Origin of the sequence: Mariniplasma anaerobium (assembly GCF_016865445.1) — a bacterium.
GTDB classification, from domain to species: domain Bacteria; phylum Bacillota_I; class Bacilli_A; order Acholeplasmatales; family Acholeplasmataceae; genus Mariniplasma; species Mariniplasma anaerobium.
Map to the genome: position 1 here is coordinate 738,301 of NZ_AP024412.1, position 21,316 is coordinate 759,616.

Sequence of the window (21,316 nt, forward strand, 5' to 3'; positions counted from 1 at the left end):
TATGAGAAAATTAGGGTTCATAGTTGTTTTATTAATTGTTATAGGTTTGTCAAGTTGTGGTAATACAGCAATTCAGTGTGGTGAAGGGACAGTTCCTATAGATGGAGTATGTCAAGTGCAAGTGACTTGTGATAGTGGACAAACTTATGATGAAGAAACAAATACATGTGAAGAAAAAGAAGTCATAACATGTAATCCAGGTTATACAAATGAAGATGGAGAATGTGTGTTAGATGAAGTTGAATTAGAAATAGAACTTGTTACTGGATCTCAACTTTCTTTTGAAGTTGGATCAACACTCCCAGACTTTTCAACTTATTTTGAATTAGAAGGTACAGTTATTGATAATTCAATGATTGAACATACATTGTTATTAGGTGCTGATAACACCATGACAACGCCGGGAGTTTTTAGTGTAACAATTACCATTGGAAATGATTCAAAAACAATTTCAATCATAGTAACTGATTCGGCAATTGACTATAGTGATATCATAACAGAGGGACAAGCTGGTATTTATTTAATTCCTTCTAAAGAAACAGATTTTATTGTAGGTGATTATATGCCTGATTTCTTATCATACTTTATTGCTTATGATGGAGAAAATTATGTTTCAATTACACCAGATAAAGTATTACATAATTTATTATTAAGTGCTGATAATAGAATGATTCAAGCAGGCACGTATAAAGCTTGGGTTGATTTAACAATTGGTGGTACAGCTTATTATCAAGAAGTAAATATTGCTGTTACACCAGTAGGTGGGGCAACTGTAGAATCTATTGGACAAACAGGTTGGGAGATTATAAATCCTGAATTTACAGACGCAAATTGGTTTGATGCATGGATGGTTCCAAGTGGAGATGTTGCAATAACTAATACTGATGGTGAAATCGATATACAAATTAATACAATTGGTATGAATTTTTGGGATATTCTGTTTGCCCAACCAGGAAAGACTTTTGAAAAAGGATACACTTATGAAGTGACCTATTCTATGAAAACTGGATTAACTGCAGGCAGAGATGTTGTTGTTTTTGTTGAACCTTCACAAGGCGCAGCTAAATTATTAGAAGAGCAAGTATCATTAACTACAGTATATCAAGATTTCACATTTACGTTCCAAACGACAACCAATACAACAAGCGGTGTTGTTGGTGTATTCCTTGGAGCAAACCTTCCAGGAGCTCATCCAGGTGTTGTGATGATTGATTCTATTGTAATCACTAGAACAGGCGAACTACAAGAAGAAGTTAATTTTATTGATTTACCTAACCAAGAGTTTACGAGTTCAGATATTTCATTGTGGGCTACAGAGGGTAATGTTGTCTTAGCACATAATGCTAGTGGATACTTAGAAGCAGATGTTTCAGCATTTACTGGAGCTTTCTATCAAGAAAATCTGCAACAAGGTGGATATTTCATAGAAGCAGGTAAAACATACACAATCGTATTTATTATAAAAACTGATATTACTTTAGGAAGAGATGTAACCTTCTTTGTAGAAGATACAAATGCAGGATATGTAAAATATTTTGAAGAAACAGAAACTCTTACAACAGTATTCCAAACATTTACTTATACATTTACACCAACTGTAGACAATGATGATACTAAGATAGGAATATTTTTAGGAGATATGGATAATTCTGCAATAGGGTTAGTTATTATTGATTCTATTGTTATTACAGAATCAAATTAAAAAGATATTATATTATTAGATAATAAAAAGGACGAAAAATATATTCGTCCTTTTTTCTTTAGCATAGTGCTAATTCATTTATAAAATGGTACCCCCTGTAGGGTTCGAACCTACGACCCACTGATTAAGAGTCAGTTGCTCTACCAACTGAGCTAAGAGGGCATCTCATAATCATGCTTTTTTATTATAGCATATTAGATAAAAAAATCAAAGATTTTGTGAAAACAAAGTCTAAAAAAAACATATAATACTGGAAAAACATAAATTTGATAATAGCTAGTATATACAACATCATAAAAAGGCTCATATTATGGTATAATTTTTTATAGATATCTATAGGAGCTCATTATGTATAAATACACTTTAGGATTCTTAATTAAAGGCAATCAAATCTTGATGTTAAATCGAAATAAATCACCATGGATGGGCTCTTGGAATGGTCTAGGGGGAAAAATTCAAATAAATGAGACACCACAAGCTTGTATACAAAGAGAAGTCTTTGAAGAAACAGGGCTTGAACTTAAAGTTGAAAATTTCATCTTTAAGGGAGTTGTGACTTGGGATGAATTTGATGCGATGGGTAACGGATTATATATTTATATATATCACTTAAATGAGAAATTAGATCTCATAACACCTTTAAAAGTAGATGAAGGTATCTTAGATTTTAAAGATATATCATGGATTTCTAGTTTTGAAAATGAAGGTGTAGCAAAAAATATTCCTTATTTCTTACCTTCTGTTTTAAATGATGATATTAATTATAATTACCTTTGTAAATTTGAAGATAGGATATTAAAAGAAGTCGTTAAGAAGAAGGTGGATGTATGCCTGGATTAAAATATATACTTATTGTACTTGCAGTCATTATAATTATTTTTGTGATTTTCTATATCAATTTTAAACAAAAACAAAAGATTAAATCTGAAACTATTGATATATTAAACACATACGGTAAAACTATTATAAAAGATAAAAGTTTATTATTTGAAATAAATCATAACCTTTATGAAATCTTGTTTTATAAGATTGCAGAAAAGCATGAACTGACAATTAATAGTAAATTGATTTGGGAAGTACACACAAAAACCGGATCTCAGTTGATTAACCAAAAAAGTTTCTTAACTAGTGATTATCCTAAAATTATTATTTTATATCCTATTGCAACTAAAATTAAGAGATTTATCAATGAAAACGAAATGGTGTTCATTGACTTTCGTGATTCGTTTTTTGATATGAGATTAATAAAGTTAGCTGACTTAAAATTGGCTTTATCGGAGGTAGAATTATGAAAAAAACTTATTTATTCTTTATCTTTTTTTTATTTGCCATTAGTATAAGTGCTTGTACACAGCAGCAGGATATTTTATGGACAGATAATGATGCATTTAATTTAGAAGTTTCTAGTGACACAATTAAGATTTTACAAATAACAGATCTTCATCTTGCATTTGGTATTAGTAATCGTGACCAAATGACCTATGATTTAATTGCTAATCTAGCTGCATCAGATGATTACGACTTAATCGTAATTACTGGTGATATGATGATGAGTCCTCATGCTCCATCTTTATTTAGAGGTTTAATCAAGCATATGGAATCTTTAGAAATACCTTGGACCTTTGTTTTTGGTAATCATGACAATGATTTTAATGATTATTCAGAACTTTTAGATCAAATACAAGATACCAATTATTTATATTTTAAAAATGGTCCTGAAATGACAGATGGCGGTATTGGTAATTTTAAGATTAATTTTATATATCAAGATCAAATTATTTATCATGCATATTTCCTTGATTCTAAAGCAGAAAGAGAAATATATACTGAAGAAGAAGGAGAATATGGATATTTATCGACTGCTCAAGTTGCTTGGTATGAAAACAATGTTTCAACAGATTTAGTTGAATCAGTGGTGTTTATGCATATTCCACTTAGACAATTTATAGATCCAACAACTTATGATGGTGTTTTCTTAGAAGATAAAGTCTATGCTCAAGGGATAGACACTGGATTTTTTGATGCGATGGTTTTAAATGATAAATCAAAAGCAGTATTTGTTGGACATGACCATTTAAATGATTTTTCTTTCATAAAAGATGATGTTTTATTAGCATATGGTAGAATTTCTGGATATACATCTTATGGATATCTTGAACGTGGCGGAAGACATATTGAAATTAAAGATCAAGTTCTTACTACATACGTTAAATTAGAAAGTGAGGTATCCTCATGAATATTAGATTAAAAGATCGTATACTTGTGATGTTATCATCATTTTTCTATGGTGTACTAGGTTATTTCTTTACAGGGTCTTTATGGTGGTTTTTAATATTAGCAGCTGCTTTATTATTTGTAGGTATTGGAGGAAAAAAACATGTTTGAAATCATGATTTTTACCTTGATTAATGCATTTTGGGTAACCTTAGTGATAGGTACGCTAACATTGCTATCTTTAAGAGTTATCTATTCACTACAATTTAGTTATACGATAAAAGAAAAATTAATGATATGGTTTATACCTCTATCAATTGGTTTTTATCATCTTGAAGATAAAAAAAATGTTATATCAAGAATATATAGAATCTTTGTAGTTATCTTTTTTATAACTGCCATACTAGCTTTCTTATTCGTGTTATATACTGAAATGGAGTTAATGATTATATGATATATAAAGTATTGAAAAAACAGAATAATTCTGAGATGTGTTTCGTATGTGGTATACATAATGAATCTGGATTAAACACGTCTTATTATGAACTTGAAAACAACCAACTTATTGGTGTTTTTAAAGGTCATGATGTACATCAAAGTTATCCAGAGAGAATGCACGGTGGGATTGTAACTGCATTGCTAGATGAAACAATAGGTAGAGCAGTTCAAACCTTAGATGAAAATATTTGGGGTGTAACTGTCGAAATCACAGTTAGATTTGTTAAACCAGTACCCCTTGACCAAGTTTTATATACGGTAGGATATGTGACAAACATGAGAAGTCGTATGTTTGAAGGTGAGGGATATGTTTGCAATACAGATAAAGAGATTTTAGCTACAGCCAAAGCAAAGTATTTCATACAACATGTAGATAAAATAGTTAGCGATATAGATTTTGTAAGGGAGCAATGGATTTACGTAGATGATGCAAAAGATTCTGAAGTAAAATCATTTGATTTGCCAAAATGAGTATATTAGAAGTAGAAAACATAAAATTTAGTTATAGTGGTGAACAACTTTATCAACAAGCTTCAATGCGTCTATTTGAAGGGGAGCATGCAGTTTTAGTTGGTCCTAACGGAACTGGTAAATCAACATTATTAAAGCTTTTAGATAAGAGTTTAAAACCAGATGCAGGTAGCATCAATTGGATGGCTAACAAAAAGATAGGATATTTAGATCAATATGCAAAAATAAATCCTAAACTTTTGGTTAAGTCATATCTATATGATGTTTTTTTACCTTTGTTTGAAAAAGAAAAAGAAATGGAAAAATTATATCTTTCAGTAGCTAATGAACCAGAAGAAAAGCATGAAAGAATTATGCATTGGGCTTCAGATATTCAAGAACAATTGCTTGATTCAGATTTCTATCAAATGAAATCATTAATTGGGAATATCATTCATGGTCTAGGCTTACAAATGGATATTTTAGATATGCAAATTAAACATTTATCTGGTGGTATGCGTGCAAAGATTATTTTAGGTAAATTACTTTTAGAAAATGCAGATGTGCTTTTACTAGACGAACCTACAAACTTCTTGGATGTTAAACACATTGAATGGTTAACTAAGTTTTTAAATGGCTATGATAAAGCATTTATTGTTGTATCGCATCATGAAGAGTTCTTGATGGATATTGCTCAAACTGTATTTGCTTTAGAAAACGGGCAAATCAGTAGATATAAAGGGGATTATCTATTTTATTTATCAGAGAGGGAACTAAGAATTGCACAACAAGAAAAAGCATTTGTCACACAACAAAAATTTATTAAAAAGACAGAAGATTTTATTAAGAAAAATATTGTTAGAGCAACGACGACTAAACGTGCTCAAAGTAGACGTAAGATGTTAGCTAAAATAGAAAGAATAAAAGCACCAGAACAATCGAGAAATTATCATTTTCATTTTCCATTGTCTAGAACGACTGGTAAAGATGTCTTTATATCAAATGACTTAGAAATTGGATATAGTGATTCTTTATTGGAACCACTTAATATTGCGATATTAAAACAAGAAAAAGTCGCAATCACAGGTAAAAATGGTGTTGGTAAATCAACATTCATTAAAACTGTTTTAGATATTATTCCTAAACTTGCAGGTGAGTATCATTGGATAGATACAGCTCATATTGCATATTTTGAACAAGAGTCTAAATTTGAAGATGGGATAACACCATTTCAAGTTGTTCATCATAGATATCAGCATTTCACAAAAAAGGATGTCATGAGTTTACTTGGTAATCACGGTATTGATTATGAGATGGCAACTAGAGATATTAATACATTGTCAGGTGGAGAACAAACAAAAGTAAGACTAGCATTATTAAGACATCAAAAAGGAAATGTATTAATTCTAGATGAGCCTACGAATCATTTAGATTTTGCGGCTAAAGAAGCATTGAAAGATGCATTAATAAATTATGAAGGAACTTTAATACTAGTTTCTCATGAAAAAGAATTTTATCAAGACATTTGCGATTATGAAATTTCATTATACGAACCTGAAGAGTGAAGATAAAGATTTATATTATCTTCACTTTTCTTTACTCTTAAAGATTAATTTGTTATAATAAATATACCCCCCCTATAGAGGGTAGAAAGAAGGATGTATTTATGATAACAAAAGAATATAATGTAACAGGAATGACTTGTCAAGGTTGTGCAAGTAGTGTCACTAGAGTTATTTCGAGAAATAAAGGTGTAGAAGACTGTGTAGTAAGACATATGGAAGGTGAAGTTGTTGTTACTTATGATGAAAGTCTAATTAACGATGAAAAAATCATGTCACAAATCACTAGACTAGGATTTAAAGCTGAAGTCAAAGCATGAAAACAGAAAAATTTGACATCATAGGCATGACTTGTGCTACATGTGCAAATTCCATTGACCATGTATTAAAAGATCAAAAAGGTATCATTAAAGGTAATGTAAATTTAGCTAACGATACTGCAATTATAGAATTTGATGAGAGTGTTATATCGATTCAAGGTGTCATTGAAACCATTGAAAGTGCAGGTTTTGATGCATCTTTAAAAAAAGAAAATATAAGAAAACTAACATTAACTATACAAGGTATGACTTGTGCAACGTGCGCAGGTAATGTTGACCATGCTGTTAAAAATTTAGAAGGTGTTAAAAGCGTTAATGTTAATATAGCAAATGATAAGATGACAGTAGAGTTTGATGCTGATGTTTTAAAGTTAAGTCAAATCAAAAAAACAATTCAAGATATTGGCTATGATGCTTTATTAGATGAAGAGATTGATAAAACTGTTGATCCTGATGTTATAAAAATGCAAAAAGCAAAGAAAAAGATGTTAACATCTGCATCTTTAACTGCAGTTATTATGACATTAATGATTATTCATATGTTTATTGTTCCTATCCCTGGATATACAATTATAACAGCTACACTAGCTTTCCCTGTAGTCTTTATTTTAGGAGCTCATGTTCATAAGACTAGTTTTAAATCTTTAAAATCAGGGAGACCTAATATGGATGTTTTAGTTTCTCTAGGTTCTCTACCTCCATATTTAATAGGTTTATTAGGATTGTTTTTACCTATTACTACATTTATCGAAATGGCATCTACAATTATGACATTTCATTTAATTGGTAAGTTTTTAGAAACAAGAGCAAAAGGCAAAGCATCAGAAGCAATTAAAAAGTTAATTGAACTTGGTGCAAAAACAGCATCGATTATTGTAGATGGACAAGAAATAGAAGTTTTAACAAGTGAGCTTTCTGTTAAAGATATTATGGTTATTAGACCTGGAGCCAAAATACCAACTGATGGTATTATAGTCCAAGGACAATCTTTAATTGATGAATCACTTGCTACCGGAGAATCAATGCCAGTTAAAAGAGGTGTTGGCGATCCAGTTATTGGTGCAACCATTAATAAACAAGGTTTGTTAAAAGTTGAAGTTACTAAAACAGGTAATGATACATTCTTAGCTCAAATCATTGATCTTGTAGAAGCGTGTCAGGGATCTAAAGTTCCCATTCAAGCTTTTGCTGACAAAATAACAGGATATTTCGTTCCTGCAATTATGGTTATCACAGTATTAACATTTATATCATTTAATGTTTTTCCTGAGTTTCATTTAAGTATTTTAAGAACTTTTGAAGGCATTCTTCCTTGGATTAATACCGATCAATCAACATTGACCTTATCCTTTGTGACTGCAACAGCCGTATTGGTTATTGCTTGTTCATGTGCGCTTGGTTTAGGCACGCCAACAGCATTAATGGTTGGTAGTGGAATAGGCGCTCAAAAAGGCATTTTAATCCGTAATGGAGAGTCAGTACAAACCTTAAAAGATATTAAAGTCATTGCATTTGATAAAACAGGAACATTGACTTATGGTAAACCAGTTGTTACGGATATAAAAAGTGATGATGATTTAAATCTATTAAGTATAGCTGCTTCATTAGAAGTTGGATCTGAACATGTTTTAGCTTCAGCAATCGTTGAAGAAGCTAAAACTAGAGATATTAAACTAAAAGATGTTAAACATTTTGAAGCTTTAACATCTAAAGGTATTAAAGGTAGTATTAATGATACGATGTATTATATTGGTAATAGAAGATTATCAGATGAACTTAACCTAGATTACAAAGCATATGAAGAAGATATGGTTAAACTTGAAGAACAAGCAAAAACTGTAATGATAGTTTCATCAGATAAATCAGTTTTAGGAATCATTGCCGTGGCAGATGCTTTAAAAGATGAAGTAGCAGCTGTCATTAAAGCAATTGAATCAATGGGTATTAAAACAGCAATGATTACAGGTGATAACGAAAGAACAGCAAAAGCAATAGCAAAAAAAGCAGGAATCACACATGTTATTTCTAACGTGCTTCCTACTGGTAAAGTAGATGAGATAAAAAAACTACAAGAAACTTATGGACTAGTCGCAATGGTCGGAGATGGTATTAATGATGCTCCTGCGTTAAAACAAGCAAACGTTGGTATTGCAATAGGCACAGGGACTGATGTAGCTATAGAAGCTGCTGATGTAACTTTAGTTAGAGGACAATTAGCATCTATATTACAAGCAGTAGAATTATCTAAAGCGATATTTAGAAAGATAAAACAAAATTATTTCTGGGCATGGTTTTATAATGCAGTAGCTATTCCATTTGCAGTATTTGGATTACTACATCCAATGATTGGAGCAGCAGCAATGTCTATGAGTAGTTTAAATGTCATTTATAATTCATTAAGATTAAAAAAAGTAGATCTTAATAAACATTTGGAGGTTAGTTATGAAGCATGATCACACTAAATCATTAAATGTGTTAAAAACTGCGAAAGGTCAAATTGAAGCAGTTATTAGAATGACTGAAGAAAATAGATATTGTGTTGATATTGCAAATCAAATTATGGCAGTTGAAGCATTATTAAAAAAAGCAAATCTACAAATCTTACAACAACATATAGAAACATGTGTTAAAGAATCTTTTGTAGATGGAACACATGAAGAAAAAATAGAAGAAGTTATACAAATATTAAAAAAATATGTTAAATAATTAAAGATAAAGAGCAAGACAATTCTATTTGTCTTGCTTTTTTGTTTAGTTTGACTTAACTTTGAAACATTTTAAATTTATAATAATGATAAAATAAAATATAAAGTTAATTACCAGTTAAGTACAAACAACCTTGTTTTTTTGCGAAACTTAATTATAATTAAACTAAGGAGGCGATAAAATGCCTGATGTAATAGATAATGTAAAAGTTGGGGAGTATATAAAAACACTACTAAAGAAAAATCATATGACTCAAGATGATTTGGCACAAAAGTTAAATATATCTAAATCAGCTGTATCACAAAACTTAAGAGGTAAATCTACATTTGATATTCAAAACATGATTCGAATTGCAGAGATATTCAATATTACTCTAGATGATTTGTTAAGCCTTAAAACTAAACATGAAGAAGGTGTAATCTCGGAATATCAAAAGGTTGTCAATCAAGGACTTGTAGCCTTTAAATCTACAAAGGCCGACAATCTAAGAATTGATCAACCCGATATGTATGGAAAAGTTTTAGTCGATTACATAATAGAATCAAAGCATTTAGAGATGTTTAATTACTTGAAAGATAATAATGTAAGTCTTGTAGAAGAACATTATCATCGTAGTCTTGATATTTATTTAGACGTTATAGTTTTTATGCTTGAGCAAGATATTTCTGGTGTATTTAAATATATAGAAAAATACAAACAACTTAACAATACGTTCTTAATACATGATGAATTGTATAAGTTAAAAATATGGGGATTGTTAAATCAAGTAAAATTTCAAGATATTGTTGAAAAAATATTTAAAGAAAATATAAAGGATAATCAAGTTAAATCATTTTTTAATAAAATTCAAGATCCTGGGTATTTGTCAAAAACTGACATGATTGATATTATCGCAAATTACAAGTTAAATAATACATTAGAAACTTATCTGAATATAATATATAAGGATAGTCAGTTCTCATATCTTGTTAAAGAGTTTGTAAGATATGGGTATGAAGAGGGTATTGAATTATTGATTGATAAGGCTTTTAAAAAACCATTAGTATGGATAAAAAAAGTAAGCATGGAAGTACAAGCTAGCATACTTGAAGTAATAAAATTAGAAAATGAAAAATTAATTTTAGAGTTTATAGATAAAAAGTTATATACTGATTTAACTCAAGTTACTTTATTAGCCATAAAGAAAAATCTTAATAAAGTTACATCACATGTGATAAAAAACTACCATATGGATTTAAATTTTAGAAAAGTTGGGGAATCATGCATAGATGCAAACAATAAAGTTCTTCTAGAGGATATAAATCAATACTTTAATCAAAACGATTATGATTATTTTCTAAGTTATGTAAATGAAGAGGATATCTCGATGATGATATATCTGATAAAACATGGAGCAAAAATTGATGAAAAATATTACAATCTAAAAACGTTCAAAAAAATGAATTTGCTCATTAAATATCTATTAGATGAAGGAGATGAGAAATAATGGAATTTATAAAAGAAAATTTTGAGATAATTGTTATTTTATTATTCATACTATTAATTGTATTATCAGTCATTGTTTTAAGTTTTAATAAATATTTTGCAATGTATTTTTCAAATAAGAAATTCCACATTGCATCTCATTTTGAAATAGATGCAAAAGATGAGAATAAAATGTTTACAATAGATATATATAATAGAAATATAAATGATGTGAGACTTTCTGGATTTGGTTTTGTTTATAAAGATAGAAACATCGATTTTTATAAATCGTATTTAGAACATAAGCAATTACCTGTTGATCACAAAGTCGTTATATCATCTAGAGATTATTTATCTACAAAAATTGAAATTAATACTTTAAAAAACATCATCTCAGATATTAATCACGGAAGTTTATATATGGATTCTCTACAAGCATATGTAACTGATTCACTAGGGTTAACAAGTAGAACTAATGCTAAACAAATTAAAAGTCAAATAGAAGAAATCTTAAGATATGAAAAAAAGATGAAACATTTAGAAATTAAAAAACAAAAACAAAAACTTAAAAACGAAGCTAAGTTATTTAAACAAAGAGCAATTATAGAAAGAAGAATAAAAAGAAAAGAACGACAAGCAAAAATCATTTTGGGATTTAAGAAAATGGTTTCAAAGGTCAAAGGAAATAAAAACAAGTCTTAAAGTAGTCATGCTTGAAATAAAAAGAACAAAAATGAATTCATCTTTGTTCTTTTTTATTATTATTTATCATATATAGAATCATCAAACTGATCAATTTCTTTAATCAATTCATCATATACTTCTGATTCTTTAATCTTTTTAATAATTTTACCTTTTCTAAATAAAATAGCTTCACCTTTACCACCAGCAACACCTATATCAGCGTGTTTTGCTTCTCCGGGTCCATTAACTGCACACCCCATAATCGCAACATTAATAGTCTTATTGATTTGAAGCAAATACTTTTCTATCTTTTTAGCAATATCAATCATATCATATTGAATTCTACCACAAGTAGGACAACTAATTAGATTAGGAACTTTATCCTTTAATCCTAAATTCTTTAAGATTTCTTTTGCTGCTTGAATCTCTAAAATAGGATTATCAGTTAGAGAAACTCTAATTGTGTTACCTATACCTTCATGAAGAAGTATACCTATGCCCATAGCGCTCTTAATTCCGCCGCTAAAAGCTGTTCCAGCTTCAGTTACACCTAAGTGAAGGGGATAGTTAAAAGTCTTTGCAGCCAGTCTATAAGTCTCAATCATTAAATTCATATCAGTAGCTTTTAAAGATAGCGCAATATCATGAAAATCCATAGATTCTAAAATATCAACATGGGATTTAGCAACTTCGACCATAAGTTCTGGTGTTGGTTCAGCTCTTCCAGGAAGAGATCCACTATTGACTCCGATTCGAATTGGAATATGTTTTTCTTTGCATGCATTAACAACAAGTTCTACATGCTCTCTTTTGAGTATATTTCCCGGATTTAATCTGATTTTATCTGCACCATTTTCAATGGAAGCAAGTGCTAGTCTATAATCAAAATGGATGTCTGCAACTAAAGGAATAGAAATTTGTTTTTTTATTTCCTTAATAGCTTTAGCATCTACTAAATCTAAGACAGCAACCCTTATGATTTCACAGCCAGCTTTTTCTAGCATCTTTATTTGCTTAACGGTTGCCTCTACATCTTTTGTATATGTGTTAGTCATGGACTGGATATAAACCTTATTATTTCCGCCCATTGTATAAGATCCTATCTTTATAGGATGAGTTTGTTCTCTTTGTAACATATTTATCACCTAAAACTATTATAGAATAAACAACTAAAAAATGATAGTTTTTTACATAATCAAAAGAAAAAGAGCTAAAAAAAAATAAAAAGCATAAAATGATTGAAATAAATGGGTGCATTTGATATAATATCTTCGTATGTTTGGAGGGATTGACATGAGAGATCTTGTAAAACTGGTTTGTACTTCATGTGGCGATGAAAATTATCATACTGATAAAAATAAAAAAACTAAACCTGAACGTTTAGAATTTAAGAAATATTGCCCACGTGAAAGAAAATATACAATCCATAAAGAGAAGAAATAAGCTATTCTATGAATAGTTTTTTTTCTATCATATGAAAACATTTAAAGAAAATAAAATATTTGCACATAGTTTTTTACTATGTCGCTTTGATGTATGCTATTTAATTGATCCCTCACATGATTTAGAAAGCATAATCGAAGCATTAGAAGGCAGAAAATTGGAAGGCATTTTATTGACACATGCACATATGGATCACGTTGAGTTAATCCATATGTTTGATTGTCCAATCTATATGCATTTAGATGATGCGCATTTGCTGTTTGAAGATCAATATAATGGATACCATCCTAATAAACACCCTTATATGAGAAAAGCTTTAAAACTTAAATATGTAGCTGATGGCACAAAGCTAGCTATGGGTGATGGTTTTATAGAAGTTATTCATACACCAGGGCATACTAAAGGTAGTGTATGCTATTTATATGATTCTAAGTTATTTGCAGGAGATACTTTGTTTAGAGAAAGTGTTGGAAGACATGATTTGTATTCGGGTTCATTAGTTGAATTGAGGAAAAGTATCATTAAATTAATGAAATTGCCTGGTCAGACTAAGGTTTATCCAGGACATGATGAAAATACAACGATAAGGTATGAACAAAAGCATAATCCCTATTATATAAAATGGGCAAAACAACAAAAAAAATGAAAGCAAAATCACATATTTTGCTTTTTTTTAATTAAATAGCACATAACCCTTGACAGTGCCAAACAAATATTATACAATGATACTGGCACAAACCAAAATAGAGTGCTAAAGAGGTGAATTGATGATTACAAGTAGACAAAAATTAATCTTGAAAGCCATCATTGAGTTGTATGTAAAAGACGCTCAACCAGTTGGTTCTAAGTCGTTAACTCATTTACCTTACTTAAGTTTTTCTAGTGCAACTATTAGATATGATATGGCGCAATTAGAATTGCTGGGGTATCTTGAAAAAACACACACATCAAGTGGACGTGTACCTTCAGAAAAAGGGTATAGATATTATGTAGAACATCTAGTGACAAGAGATCAAGATGTTTTAAAATCTTTTCCTTTAATTGATGAAATATTTTTGAAAAATAAACTTGCTAGAGAACAAGCTATAGAAGACGCAATGAATTTATTATCAGAATTAACAAATTATACTGCTTTAGCTATAGGTCCGAGTGGAGCGAGTGCAAAAATTAAAAAAATTGATTTTGTACCCTTAACACCATCTCAAGCAGTTATATTGATTGTTACAGATCAAGGTCATGTGCAACATCAATCTATTAATGTTCCTAAAGAAGGACATATCAATGATGTTAAAGAAGTTATAAAGACTTTAGATGACTTATTAAGAGATAGAAGTATTGTTGATGCAAATAAAATATTAGAAAATGTTTTTGCTAAACAACAAATTGAATCTTTTATGACATATCAAACGCAAATCTTAGAATCATTTATTAATGCTTTTTCTAAATTTGCAGAAGATAATTTCTATTTATCTGGTGTTACAAATGTATTTGATCAACCAGAGTTTCATAATGCAAGGCACATGAAAAGCTTTGTTGATATGTTTGATAGAAGAGACCTTTTAAAACTTATTGGTGAACAAGATGGATTATCGATAAGATTTGGCAGTGACTTAAGATTAATTCCAATGGAAAATTGTACTGTCATATCAGTGCCTTACCAAATTAATGATGACGAGCATGGTACCATCGCTGTATTGGGCCCGACACGTATGGAATATAGTAAGGTTATTCCTTTAGTAGAATACATTGCGAGTAACTTAGGAAAATTATATAAAAAATAAAGGATGATAATTATGGAAGATGAAAAAAAAGATTTGACTGAGCAACTTGAAGAAGTTGCTAAAGAAGAACTAGTCGTTGAAGAAACTACTAAAAAAGAAAAAAAGAACAAATATAAAGAAAAAATCGAAACATTAGAACAAGAAGTTGCTCAATTAAAAGATAAATTATTAAGAAATGCAGCTGAATTAGAAAATTTCAAAAAAAGAATTACTTTAGAAAGAATAAATGATCGCAAGTTTGCTTCAAAAAATTTAGTTTATGATATTTTAGAACCACTTGATCAGTTAAACATGATTATAAACATGGAAACAGATAATGATGTATTAAAAAATTTCTTATATGGATTTAAAATGTTAAATGATAAATTTTATGAAGTTTTAAAAAATGATGGATTAAAGGAAATTGACGCTTTAAATAAGCAGTTTGATCCTAAATATCATCATGCAATTGAAAAAGAAAGTATTGAAGATAAACCTAATGGAATCAACTTAAAAGTGATTCAAAAAGGTTATATGTATAAAGAACAACTATTAAGACCTGCCATGGTCAAAATAAACGAATGGAGTGATGAAAATGGCAAAAACAAATAAGATTATAGGTATCGATTTAGGTACAACAAACTCAGTTGTCTCTGTAATGGAAGGCGGCGAAGCAAAAGTAATACCAAATGCTGAAGGCGGAAGAACTACACCATCAGTTATATCATTTAAAGGTGATGAAATTAGTGTAGGTGATGTTGCTAAAAGACAAGCAGTTACTAATCCTAACACAGTAAGTTCTATTAAAAGACATATGGGTGATGCGAATTATAAAGTTGACATCCAAGGTAAAAAATATACACCTCAACAATTATCAGCAATGATTTTACAAAATTTAAAGAAAACAGCTGAAGATTATTTAGGTGCTCAAGTGACTCAAGCAGTTATTACTGTTCCTGCATATTTTAATGATGCAGAACGCCAAGCAACAAAAGATGCTGGTAAAATTGCTGGACTTGATGTAAAACGTATTATCAATGAACCTACAGCTGCAGCTCTAGCTTATGGTATTGATAAGACAGATAAAGAACAAACAGTCTTAGTATTTGACTTAGGTGGAGGTACATTTGATGTATCTGTCTTAAGACTTGCTGATGGCACGTTTGAAGTTATTTCAACTGCAGGTAATAATAAACTTGGTGGAGATGACTTTGATCAAGAAGTTATTAATTATTTAGTAGCTGAATTTAAGAAAGAAAATGCTGTTGATCTATCTTTAGATAAGATGGCAGTACAAAGATTAAAAGATGCAGCTGAAAAAGCTAAAAAAGAATTAAGTGGTGTTTCTCAATCACAAATCAGTCTACCTTTTATTACAATGGGTGTTGCTGGTCCACTACATTTAGAAATGACTTTAACAAGAGCTAAGTTTAATGAATTAACTGCTCATTTAGTTGATAAATGTCAACAACCAGTTAGACGCGCATTATCAGATGCTAAACTAACACCTAAAGATATTGATCAAGTCTTATTAGTTGGTGGTTCTACACGTATCCCAGCTGTTCAAGATTTAGTTAAACGTGAATTAGGTAAAGAGCCTAATAGAAGTGTTAACCCTGATGAAGTTGTAGCAATGGGTGCAGCAATTCAAGGTGGTGTCTTAGCAGGTGATGTGAAAGATGTCTTATTATTAGATGTTACACCATTATCACTTGGTATTGAAACATTAGGTGGTGTATTCACCAAGTTAATTGAAAGAAATACTACAATTCCAACTTCTAAATCACAAGTGTTCTCAACTGCTGCTGATAATCAACCAGCTGTTGATATCCATGTATTGCAAGGTGAACGTTCAATGGCTCAAGATAATAAAACTTTAGGACGTTTCCAATTAGGAGATATTCCTGCTGCACGTCGTGGCGTTCCACAAATTGAAGTATCATTTGATATAGATGCTAATGGTATCGTATCAGTTAAAGCAAAAGATTTAGGAACTAACAAAGAACAATCTATTACAGTTACAGGCACTGGTTCTTTATCAGATGCTGAAATAGAAAAAATGGTTAAAGAAGCTGAAGAACAAGCAGAAGCAGATAAATTAAAACGTGAATCAGCAGACACAAGAAATGAAGCTTCAAATTTAATATTCCAAACAACTAAAGCTATTGAAGATTTAGGCGCAGATGTAGATGAAGCAACTAAGACTAAACTCCAAGATCAAATTAAAGATTTAGAGGAAGCTTTAAAAGGCGATGACATCGAAAATATCAAGGCTAAAAAAGAAGCTCTTGAAAAAGATGCACAAGAAATTGCAGCTAAAGCATATCAAAAATCACAACAACAAGCACAACCAGAGCAACCAGAAAATAATGAAACTAAGGATCAAGACGGTAAAACTACTGTTGATGCAGAATTTGAAGAAAAATAAACTAAAGGGGCATTGCCCCTTTAGCACTATGGAGTTGATGACTTATGGCAAATAAGAGAGATTTTTATGATGTATTAGGATTAAAAAAAGGCGCTAGTGAAGATGAGATAAAAAAAGCTTATCGAACGCTAGCAAAAAAATATCATCCTGATATATCCAAAGAAGCAAATGCAGAAAGCAAATTTAAAGAAGTTCAAGAAGCTTATGATACACTAAATGATGCTCAAAAAAAGGCAGCTTATGATCAATATGGTCATGATGGCAGTCCTTTTGGCGGACAAGGATTTGGTGGTGGACAAGGCTTTGGTGATTTTGGTGGATTTGGAGATATTTTTTCACAATTTTTTGGTGGAGGAAATAGATCACAAAAACAACAAAACTATAATGGACCACAGCGAGGCGAAGATTTAGAAAAAATGATGACAGTAGACTTTATGGATGCTGTTTTAGGAACTAAAAAAACGATTAGCGTGCAAGTTGAAGAAGAATGTCACACATGTCATGGATTGGGTGCTGAATCTAGTAAAGATGTTGAAGTATGCGATAGATGTCATGGAGATGGATTTGTTAATGTAGAGCAACGGACGATGTTTGGTGCAATGCGAACACAACAAGTTTGTCCAAAATGTGGTGGTCAAGGAAAAGTAATCAATAAGCGTTGTCATACATGTAATGGATCAGGCATCGAAAAAGTTACAAAGACTGTAGATGTTAATATTCCTGCTGGTGTAGATACAAATATGAGTTTAAAAGTTGCTGGTTATGGTAATGGAGGCACAAAAGGTGGATCTAAAGGTGATCTATACTTAAACTTTAGAGTTAAACCTCATAAAGTCTTTAAGCGTCATCACGACGATATTATCTTAGAAGTTCCAATTACTGTAACACAGGCTGTTTTAGGAGCTAAAATTGAAATCCCTACAATTTATGGAGATGTTGATTTAAAGATTCCTGCTGGTATTGAACACGGAACGATTTTAAGAATGAGAGAAAAAGGGGTCGCAAATGTTAGAAGTAAGAAAAAAGGCGATCAACAAGTCATTGTTCAGATTAAAGTTCCAAAGACTCTTTCAGCACAAGAGAAAAAACTTTATGAGGAATTAGATTCATTAGAATCCAAAGAAAAAGACAGTGCATGGCATAAATTTAAAAATTTATTCAAAAACTAAAATAAAAGCATCTTCCCAAGGGAGATGCTTTTTTACTTTTATTTTTGTTTTTTATAGATAACATATAAATTATCCGAAAATTTTTCATGTGAGATTAATTTCCAATTATTTAATTGATTGTGTTCATAAAACAAAGGAATACCATCTCCAATGGTTTTAGGAACTATATATAATTGTAATTCATCAACTAAATTGTTTTTCATAAAACTTTGAATTACACTTGCGCCTCCAAAAAGCCAAATATTTCCTGATAATTCATCTGTTAGCCCCTTTATGGGCATTTCAGTAAAAATTATGTTTTCATTGGTGCTTTCATAAGTTCGTTTAGTTAAAACATATATATTTTTATCTTTAAAAGGAATATCACCAAATTTTAACATCACATCATATGTTTTAGAACCCATAATAATGAAATCAATAGAATCGATAAAAGAGGTGAAATGATTTTGAAAACTAGGATCTATAGTCTCTAAAAAATCTACGGAATGATCTTTTCTTGAGATATAACCATCTAGCGAGACAGCGACCTGTAATATAACATATCCCATGATGTATATCTCCTTAATATATTTTTAAAAAGTAAAATTAATGGATTGATTGATCAACTAGCTTACTCTTACCTTTGATATAGGCAATTGCAACAGTACCAATTCCTGCGTTCATTGCAACAATAGGTGATATATTCATGATGTAAGTTGGAGGTTTTCCAATTAAATCAGTATAGATTTTTTCATATGAGGTTACCCTATCACCAGCATTTGCATGAACAATTGCATAATCATCAATCTCGTTAAATTCTAGAATACCTTTTATATGTTTAAAAATCTTTTTATTACTTGTTTTAATACTTAAGCCTTTATCAAAAATAATGCCTTCACCTTGGTCATCAATTGAGATAACAGGTTTTAAATTGACTATTTTACCAATGATGCCTGTTGTTTTTCCAACACGACCACTTCGAACCATATATTTTAAAGTCTTAACACTAACTAAAATTTTAGTTTCTTTTTTAAGTTTTTCAATATAAGTAACAATATCATCAAATTCCATACCTGCTTTGATTGCTTGAGCTGCTTTTAAAACTAATAAACCTTGGGCTCCTGAGTTTTGTATCGTATCAATAACAGCAATTTTTTTATCTTTAGATTTAAATTTATTTGCAGAATCAACAAATGCTTGATACGTACCACTCATCTTTGATGAAACTGATAGAACAATGACTTTATCATAGTATGTTGTTAGTTGAGAGAAGAAATTTTCTAAAGTTCTTTGATTTGGTTGAGAAGATGTAGGATAAACATCAAGTGTGTCCATTAAGCCATAAAAAGATTCGGCAGTAATCGTTAATTTATCATAATAAGTTGTACCATTAATCATCAATCCTAATGCAAATTGATGGATTTGATATTGATCAACTAATGATTGAGGTAGATCTGCAATGGAATCAGTTACAAGTGCTATTTTATATTTTTGATGGTTCACCATTTCAAATTGTCGAATCATATCATCAACTTTTTGTTCAAGTATCGATCCATGTGAAGCTAGATAAGTAAAAACTTGATCGGGTTTATCTGTATGTATATGAACTCTTAAGCGTCTTTTATTACCTGCAACAACCAAAGAGTCACCTAAAGTTTCTAAATGCGCCTTGATGGCTTTATGGTCTAAATCAATAGATGATAATAAAGCTTCAGTACAGTATCTGTATTGTGATTCATCTAAATGATCTATATGCAAATGTTCAGTGATTTCTGGAACATCTTGAAAATCCATACTCACTTTTTCACCTTTTAAAGATTTGATAAAACCTTCTATAAAGTGCACAAAACCTTTAGCTCCTGCATCTACAACCTTATTTTGTTTTAAGACTGCTAGCATTTCAGTTGTTTTTTTAAGTTCAACTTGTAAAACATCAAAAGCTTTTGAAAACATTTCAAGAACACTGTGACCAGCATCTTTTAAGCTATTTAATGCTGTAGCCCAAGCTCTCATTAAAGTAATCATAGTGCCTTCTACAGGTTTATTAATAGAAAGATAGGCTTGATCAGCTGCATTGGTAACCATTTCAATGTATTCATCAATTGTTAAGTCATCATTTTTTAAAGCTTCATAAAACCCATTGATATATGATGCGAAAATAATGCCTGAGTTTCCTCTTGCACCTTCAATTGCAGCATCTACAATAGTTTCCATAGTTTCAAGTGAAGTGTCTTTAAGCATAGATTTTTCAATAATTGAATTCATGAGTGAAGCTAGATTTGTTCCTGTGTCACCATCTGGGACTGGGAAAACATTTATTTTATTTAAACTGTTTTTCTCTGATATAACGTTTCTTGCTCCGATAATAAAAGCATTATACAAAAATGCATTGTCTAGTGTTGTAGTTGTCATAATATCCTCCTTTAAAAAATTAGATTAAATAATAAGTATGATAAAGTTGATACAGAGAAACCTAAGAAAGTTCCCCAGAATAAATCAATGACAGTGATTTGAATAGGCCAATCTTTAAGTGTTGCTAAATTTGTTAAATCATAAGTTGCATAAGTTATAAATCCAAAGAGTGCTCCATACAACATAGTGTATGATAGACTTTGTTTGTCAACTCCTGGAAGTAAAACAAATATGACTAAAGCCGCTATAAATAAAACATAAAATGCAATAGCTGCTTTCCAATTAGGATTAGGACTTAAAAAGTCACCAAGATATTTTCTATACAAATCCTTCGCAATAAATCCTAGCCAAATTAAATCAACGACGATAAACATAACAAACGAAATAATAAATAATTCTATAAAAGTTAACATAAACACCCTCCTCTTTATTTCAATTATATTATATCATGTTAAAAAGACTTTTTATATAAAAATGCGTTTCACATAATTAGAGCATAAAACCATATACATATCATTTTTTAAT

The 21,316-nt window shown here is 30.3% G+C and carries 23 protein-coding genes and 1 tRNA gene; 19 read left to right on the forward strand and 5 right to left on the reverse strand.

The annotated features are described in order from the left end of the window. Position 1: 1 nt before the first annotated feature. Entirely contained in the window at positions 2-1,702 is a 1,701-nt protein-coding gene (locus MPAN_RS03540) for a carbohydrate binding domain-containing protein (RefSeq protein ID WP_176238639.1), read from the forward strand. Positions 1,703-1,788: 86 nt separating this feature from the next. On the opposite strand, the gene MPAN_RS03545 is transcribed toward MPAN_RS03540, so the two are convergent. Then, positions 1,789-1,864 (reverse strand) — tRNA-Lys (locus tag MPAN_RS03545). Positions 1,865-2,050: 186 nt separating this feature from the next. On the opposite strand from MPAN_RS03545, the gene MPAN_RS03550 reads away from it, so the two are divergent. The 12 genes from MPAN_RS03550 to MPAN_RS03605 all read left to right on the forward strand — a co-directional run bounded on the left by MPAN_RS03550 (position 2,051) and on the right by MPAN_RS03605 (position 11,618). Next, positions 2,051-2,542 carry an NUDIX hydrolase gene (locus tag MPAN_RS03550; protein WP_176238640.1) on the forward strand — a complete coding sequence of 164 codons (492 nt, stop codon included), beginning with the start codon at positions 2,051-2,053 and terminating at the stop codon, positions 2,540-2,542. Next, complete coding sequence (locus MPAN_RS03555; RefSeq protein ID WP_176238641.1) at positions 2,530-2,994, forward strand: hypothetical protein; 465 nt, start codon at positions 2,530-2,532, stop codon at positions 2,992-2,994. Before MPAN_RS03550 ends, MPAN_RS03555 begins: the two co-directional genes overlap by 13 nt. Beyond that, the gene (locus tag MPAN_RS03560; RefSeq protein WP_176238642.1) at positions 2,991-3,938 is read left to right on the forward strand and encodes a metallophosphoesterase; all 948 of its coding nucleotides are present in this window, start codon (positions 2,991-2,993) and stop codon (positions 3,936-3,938) included. The genes MPAN_RS03555 and MPAN_RS03560 overlap by 4 nt, the downstream gene beginning before the upstream one ends. After that, the gene (locus tag MPAN_RS03565; RefSeq protein WP_176238643.1) at positions 3,935-4,087 is read left to right on the forward strand and encodes a hypothetical protein; all 153 of its coding nucleotides are present in this window, start codon (positions 3,935-3,937) and stop codon (positions 4,085-4,087) included. Before MPAN_RS03560 ends, MPAN_RS03565 begins: the two co-directional genes overlap by 4 nt. Continuing rightward, positions 4,080-4,370, forward strand: a complete 291-nt coding sequence (locus MPAN_RS03570) for a hypothetical protein (protein WP_176238644.1) — start codon at positions 4,080-4,082, stop codon at positions 4,368-4,370. The genes MPAN_RS03565 and MPAN_RS03570 overlap by 8 nt, the downstream gene beginning before the upstream one ends. Continuing rightward, positions 4,367-4,885, forward strand: coding sequence for a PaaI family thioesterase (locus MPAN_RS03575; protein ID WP_176238645.1), 519 nt, complete (start codon positions 4,367-4,369; stop codon positions 4,883-4,885). Before MPAN_RS03570 ends, MPAN_RS03575 begins: the two co-directional genes overlap by 4 nt. Next, a complete protein-coding gene (locus MPAN_RS03580; protein ID WP_176238646.1) occupies positions 4,882-6,429 on the forward strand; it encodes an ABC-F family ATP-binding cassette domain-containing protein in 1,548 nt (515 codons plus the stop codon). The genes MPAN_RS03575 and MPAN_RS03580 overlap by 4 nt, the downstream gene beginning before the upstream one ends. Before the next feature lie 101 nt (positions 6,430-6,530). After that, the gene (locus tag MPAN_RS03585; RefSeq protein WP_176238647.1) at positions 6,531-6,746 is read left to right on the forward strand and encodes a heavy-metal-associated domain-containing protein; all 216 of its coding nucleotides are present in this window, start codon (positions 6,531-6,533) and stop codon (positions 6,744-6,746) included. After that, positions 6,743-9,199 (forward strand): heavy metal translocating P-type ATPase, encoded by a 2,457-nt coding sequence (locus MPAN_RS03590; RefSeq protein WP_231756812.1) that lies wholly within the window; start codon positions 6,743-6,745, stop codon positions 9,197-9,199. The genes MPAN_RS03585 and MPAN_RS03590 overlap by 4 nt, the downstream gene beginning before the upstream one ends. After that, positions 9,189-9,452: a metal-sensing transcriptional repressor gene (locus tag MPAN_RS03595; RefSeq protein ID WP_176238649.1), complete on the forward strand. Its 264-nt coding sequence runs from the start codon at positions 9,189-9,191 to the stop codon at positions 9,450-9,452. Before MPAN_RS03590 ends, MPAN_RS03595 begins: the two co-directional genes overlap by 11 nt. A 181-nt stretch (positions 9,453-9,633) precedes the next feature. Next, positions 9,634-10,938, forward strand: coding sequence for a helix-turn-helix domain-containing protein (locus tag MPAN_RS03600; protein WP_176238650.1), 1,305 nt, complete (start codon positions 9,634-9,636; stop codon positions 10,936-10,938). After that, entirely contained in the window at positions 10,938-11,618 is a 681-nt protein-coding gene (locus MPAN_RS03605; protein WP_176238651.1) for a hypothetical protein, read from the forward strand. Before MPAN_RS03600 ends, MPAN_RS03605 begins: the two co-directional genes overlap by 1 nt. Before the next feature lie 59 nt (positions 11,619-11,677). Here the strand turns inward: MPAN_RS03605 and ispG are convergent, their stop codons facing one another. Then, positions 11,678-12,736 carry a flavodoxin-dependent (E)-4-hydroxy-3-methylbut-2-enyl-diphosphate synthase gene (gene ispG / locus MPAN_RS03610; RefSeq protein WP_176238652.1) on the reverse strand — a complete coding sequence of 353 codons (1,059 nt, stop codon included), beginning with the start codon at positions 12,734-12,736 and terminating at the stop codon, positions 11,678-11,680. A 157-nt stretch (positions 12,737-12,893) separates the two neighbouring features. Between ispG and rpmG the strand changes: the two genes are divergently transcribed. The 6 genes from rpmG (at position 12,894) to dnaJ (ending at position 18,400) form a co-directional block, all read left to right on the forward strand. Continuing rightward, positions 12,894-13,043, forward strand: coding sequence for a 50S ribosomal protein L33 (gene rpmG / locus MPAN_RS03615; protein WP_176238653.1), 150 nt, complete (start codon positions 12,894-12,896; stop codon positions 13,041-13,043). Between the two features lie 31 nt (positions 13,044-13,074). Then, positions 13,075-13,689 (forward strand): MBL fold metallo-hydrolase, encoded by a 615-nt coding sequence (locus tag MPAN_RS03620; protein WP_176238654.1) that lies wholly within the window; start codon positions 13,075-13,077, stop codon positions 13,687-13,689. A 121-nt stretch (positions 13,690-13,810) separates the two neighbouring features. Next, positions 13,811-14,824 carry a heat-inducible transcriptional repressor HrcA gene (hrcA, locus tag MPAN_RS03625; RefSeq protein ID WP_176238655.1) on the forward strand — a complete coding sequence of 338 codons (1,014 nt, stop codon included), beginning with the start codon at positions 13,811-13,813 and terminating at the stop codon, positions 14,822-14,824. A 12-nt stretch (positions 14,825-14,836) separates the two neighbouring features. Further along, positions 14,837-15,415, forward strand: coding sequence for a nucleotide exchange factor GrpE (locus tag MPAN_RS03630; RefSeq protein WP_176238656.1), 579 nt, complete (start codon positions 14,837-14,839; stop codon positions 15,413-15,415). Next, positions 15,399-17,231: a molecular chaperone DnaK gene (gene dnaK, locus MPAN_RS03635; RefSeq protein ID WP_176238657.1), complete on the forward strand. Its 1,833-nt coding sequence runs from the start codon at positions 15,399-15,401 to the stop codon at positions 17,229-17,231. The genes MPAN_RS03630 and dnaK overlap by 17 nt, the downstream gene beginning before the upstream one ends. A gap of 44 nt (positions 17,232-17,275) precedes the next feature. After that, on the forward strand, positions 17,276-18,400 hold the full coding sequence (gene dnaJ / locus MPAN_RS03640; RefSeq protein WP_176238658.1) for a molecular chaperone DnaJ: 1,125 nt from the start codon (positions 17,276-17,278) through the stop codon (positions 18,398-18,400). A gap of 38 nt (positions 18,401-18,438) precedes the next feature. On the opposite strand, the gene MPAN_RS03645 is transcribed toward dnaJ, so the two are convergent. From MPAN_RS03645 to MPAN_RS03655, 3 genes are read right to left on the reverse strand one after another with little or no spacing between them, the layout of a single operon-like run. Further along, positions 18,439-18,948 (reverse strand): dihydrofolate reductase family protein, encoded by a 510-nt coding sequence (locus MPAN_RS03645; RefSeq protein ID WP_176238659.1) that lies wholly within the window; start codon positions 18,946-18,948, stop codon positions 18,439-18,441. 37 nt (positions 18,949-18,985) lie between these two features. Then, on the reverse strand, positions 18,986-20,791 hold the full coding sequence (locus MPAN_RS03650; protein ID WP_176238660.1) for a DAK2 domain-containing protein: 1,806 nt from the start codon (positions 20,789-20,791) through the stop codon (positions 18,986-18,988). Between the two features lie 11 nt (positions 20,792-20,802). After that, the gene (locus MPAN_RS03655) at positions 20,803-21,204 is read right to left on the reverse strand and encodes a DUF2177 family protein (RefSeq protein WP_176238661.1); all 402 of its coding nucleotides are present in this window, start codon (positions 21,202-21,204) and stop codon (positions 20,803-20,805) included. Positions 21,205-21,316: the final 112 nt, after the last annotated feature.

Excerpts from the sequence above, each read along its gene's own strand:
- MPAN_RS03540 (WP_176238639.1), top strand. The coding sequence starts at position 2 with ATGAGAAAATTAGGGTTCATAGTTGTTTTATTAATTGTTATAGGTTTG.
- MPAN_RS03550 (WP_176238640.1), top strand. The coding sequence starts at position 2,051 with ATGTATAAATACACTTTAGGATTCTTAATTAAAGGCAATCAAATCTTG.
- MPAN_RS03555 (WP_176238641.1), top strand. The coding sequence starts at position 2,530 with ATGCCTGGATTAAAATATATACTTATTGTACTTGCAGTCATTATAATT.
- MPAN_RS03560 (WP_176238642.1), top strand. The coding sequence starts at position 2,991 with ATGAAAAAAACTTATTTATTCTTTATCTTTTTTTTATTTGCCATTAGT.
- MPAN_RS03565 (WP_176238643.1), top strand. The coding sequence starts at position 3,935 with ATGAATATTAGATTAAAAGATCGTATACTTGTGATGTTATCATCATTT.
- MPAN_RS03570 (WP_176238644.1), top strand. The coding sequence starts at position 4,080 with ATGTTTGAAATCATGATTTTTACCTTGATTAATGCATTTTGGGTAACC.
- MPAN_RS03575 (WP_176238645.1), top strand. The coding sequence starts at position 4,367 with ATGATATATAAAGTATTGAAAAAACAGAATAATTCTGAGATGTGTTTC.
- MPAN_RS03580 (WP_176238646.1), top strand. The coding sequence starts at position 4,882 with ATGAGTATATTAGAAGTAGAAAACATAAAATTTAGTTATAGTGGTGAA.
- MPAN_RS03585 (WP_176238647.1), top strand. The coding sequence starts at position 6,531 with ATGATAACAAAAGAATATAATGTAACAGGAATGACTTGTCAAGGTTGT.
- MPAN_RS03590 (WP_231756812.1), top strand. The coding sequence starts at position 6,743 with ATGAAAACAGAAAAATTTGACATCATAGGCATGACTTGTGCTACATGT.
- MPAN_RS03595 (WP_176238649.1), top strand. The coding sequence starts at position 9,189 with ATGAAGCATGATCACACTAAATCATTAAATGTGTTAAAAACTGCGAAA.
- MPAN_RS03600 (WP_176238650.1), top strand. The coding sequence starts at position 9,634 with ATGCCTGATGTAATAGATAATGTAAAAGTTGGGGAGTATATAAAAACA.
- MPAN_RS03605 (WP_176238651.1), top strand. The coding sequence starts at position 10,938 with ATGGAATTTATAAAAGAAAATTTTGAGATAATTGTTATTTTATTATTC.
- ispG (WP_176238652.1), bottom strand. The coding sequence starts at position 12,736 with ATGTTACAAAGAGAACAAACTCATCCTATAAAGATAGGATCTTATACA.
- rpmG (WP_176238653.1), top strand. The coding sequence starts at position 12,894 with ATGAGAGATCTTGTAAAACTGGTTTGTACTTCATGTGGCGATGAAAAT.
- MPAN_RS03620 (WP_176238654.1), top strand. The coding sequence starts at position 13,075 with ATGAAAACATTTAAAGAAAATAAAATATTTGCACATAGTTTTTTACTA.
- hrcA (WP_176238655.1), top strand. The coding sequence starts at position 13,811 with ATGATTACAAGTAGACAAAAATTAATCTTGAAAGCCATCATTGAGTTG.
- MPAN_RS03630 (WP_176238656.1), top strand. The coding sequence starts at position 14,837 with ATGGAAGATGAAAAAAAAGATTTGACTGAGCAACTTGAAGAAGTTGCT.
- dnaK (WP_176238657.1), top strand. The coding sequence starts at position 15,399 with ATGGCAAAAACAAATAAGATTATAGGTATCGATTTAGGTACAACAAAC.
- dnaJ (WP_176238658.1), top strand. The coding sequence starts at position 17,276 with ATGGCAAATAAGAGAGATTTTTATGATGTATTAGGATTAAAAAAAGGC.
- MPAN_RS03645 (WP_176238659.1), bottom strand. The coding sequence starts at position 18,948 with ATGGGATATGTTATATTACAGGTCGCTGTCTCGCTAGATGGTTATATC.
- MPAN_RS03650 (WP_176238660.1), bottom strand. The coding sequence starts at position 20,791 with ATGACAACTACAACACTAGACAATGCATTTTTGTATAATGCTTTTATT.
- MPAN_RS03655 (WP_176238661.1), bottom strand. The coding sequence starts at position 21,204 with ATGTTAACTTTTATAGAATTATTTATTATTTCGTTTGTTATGTTTATC.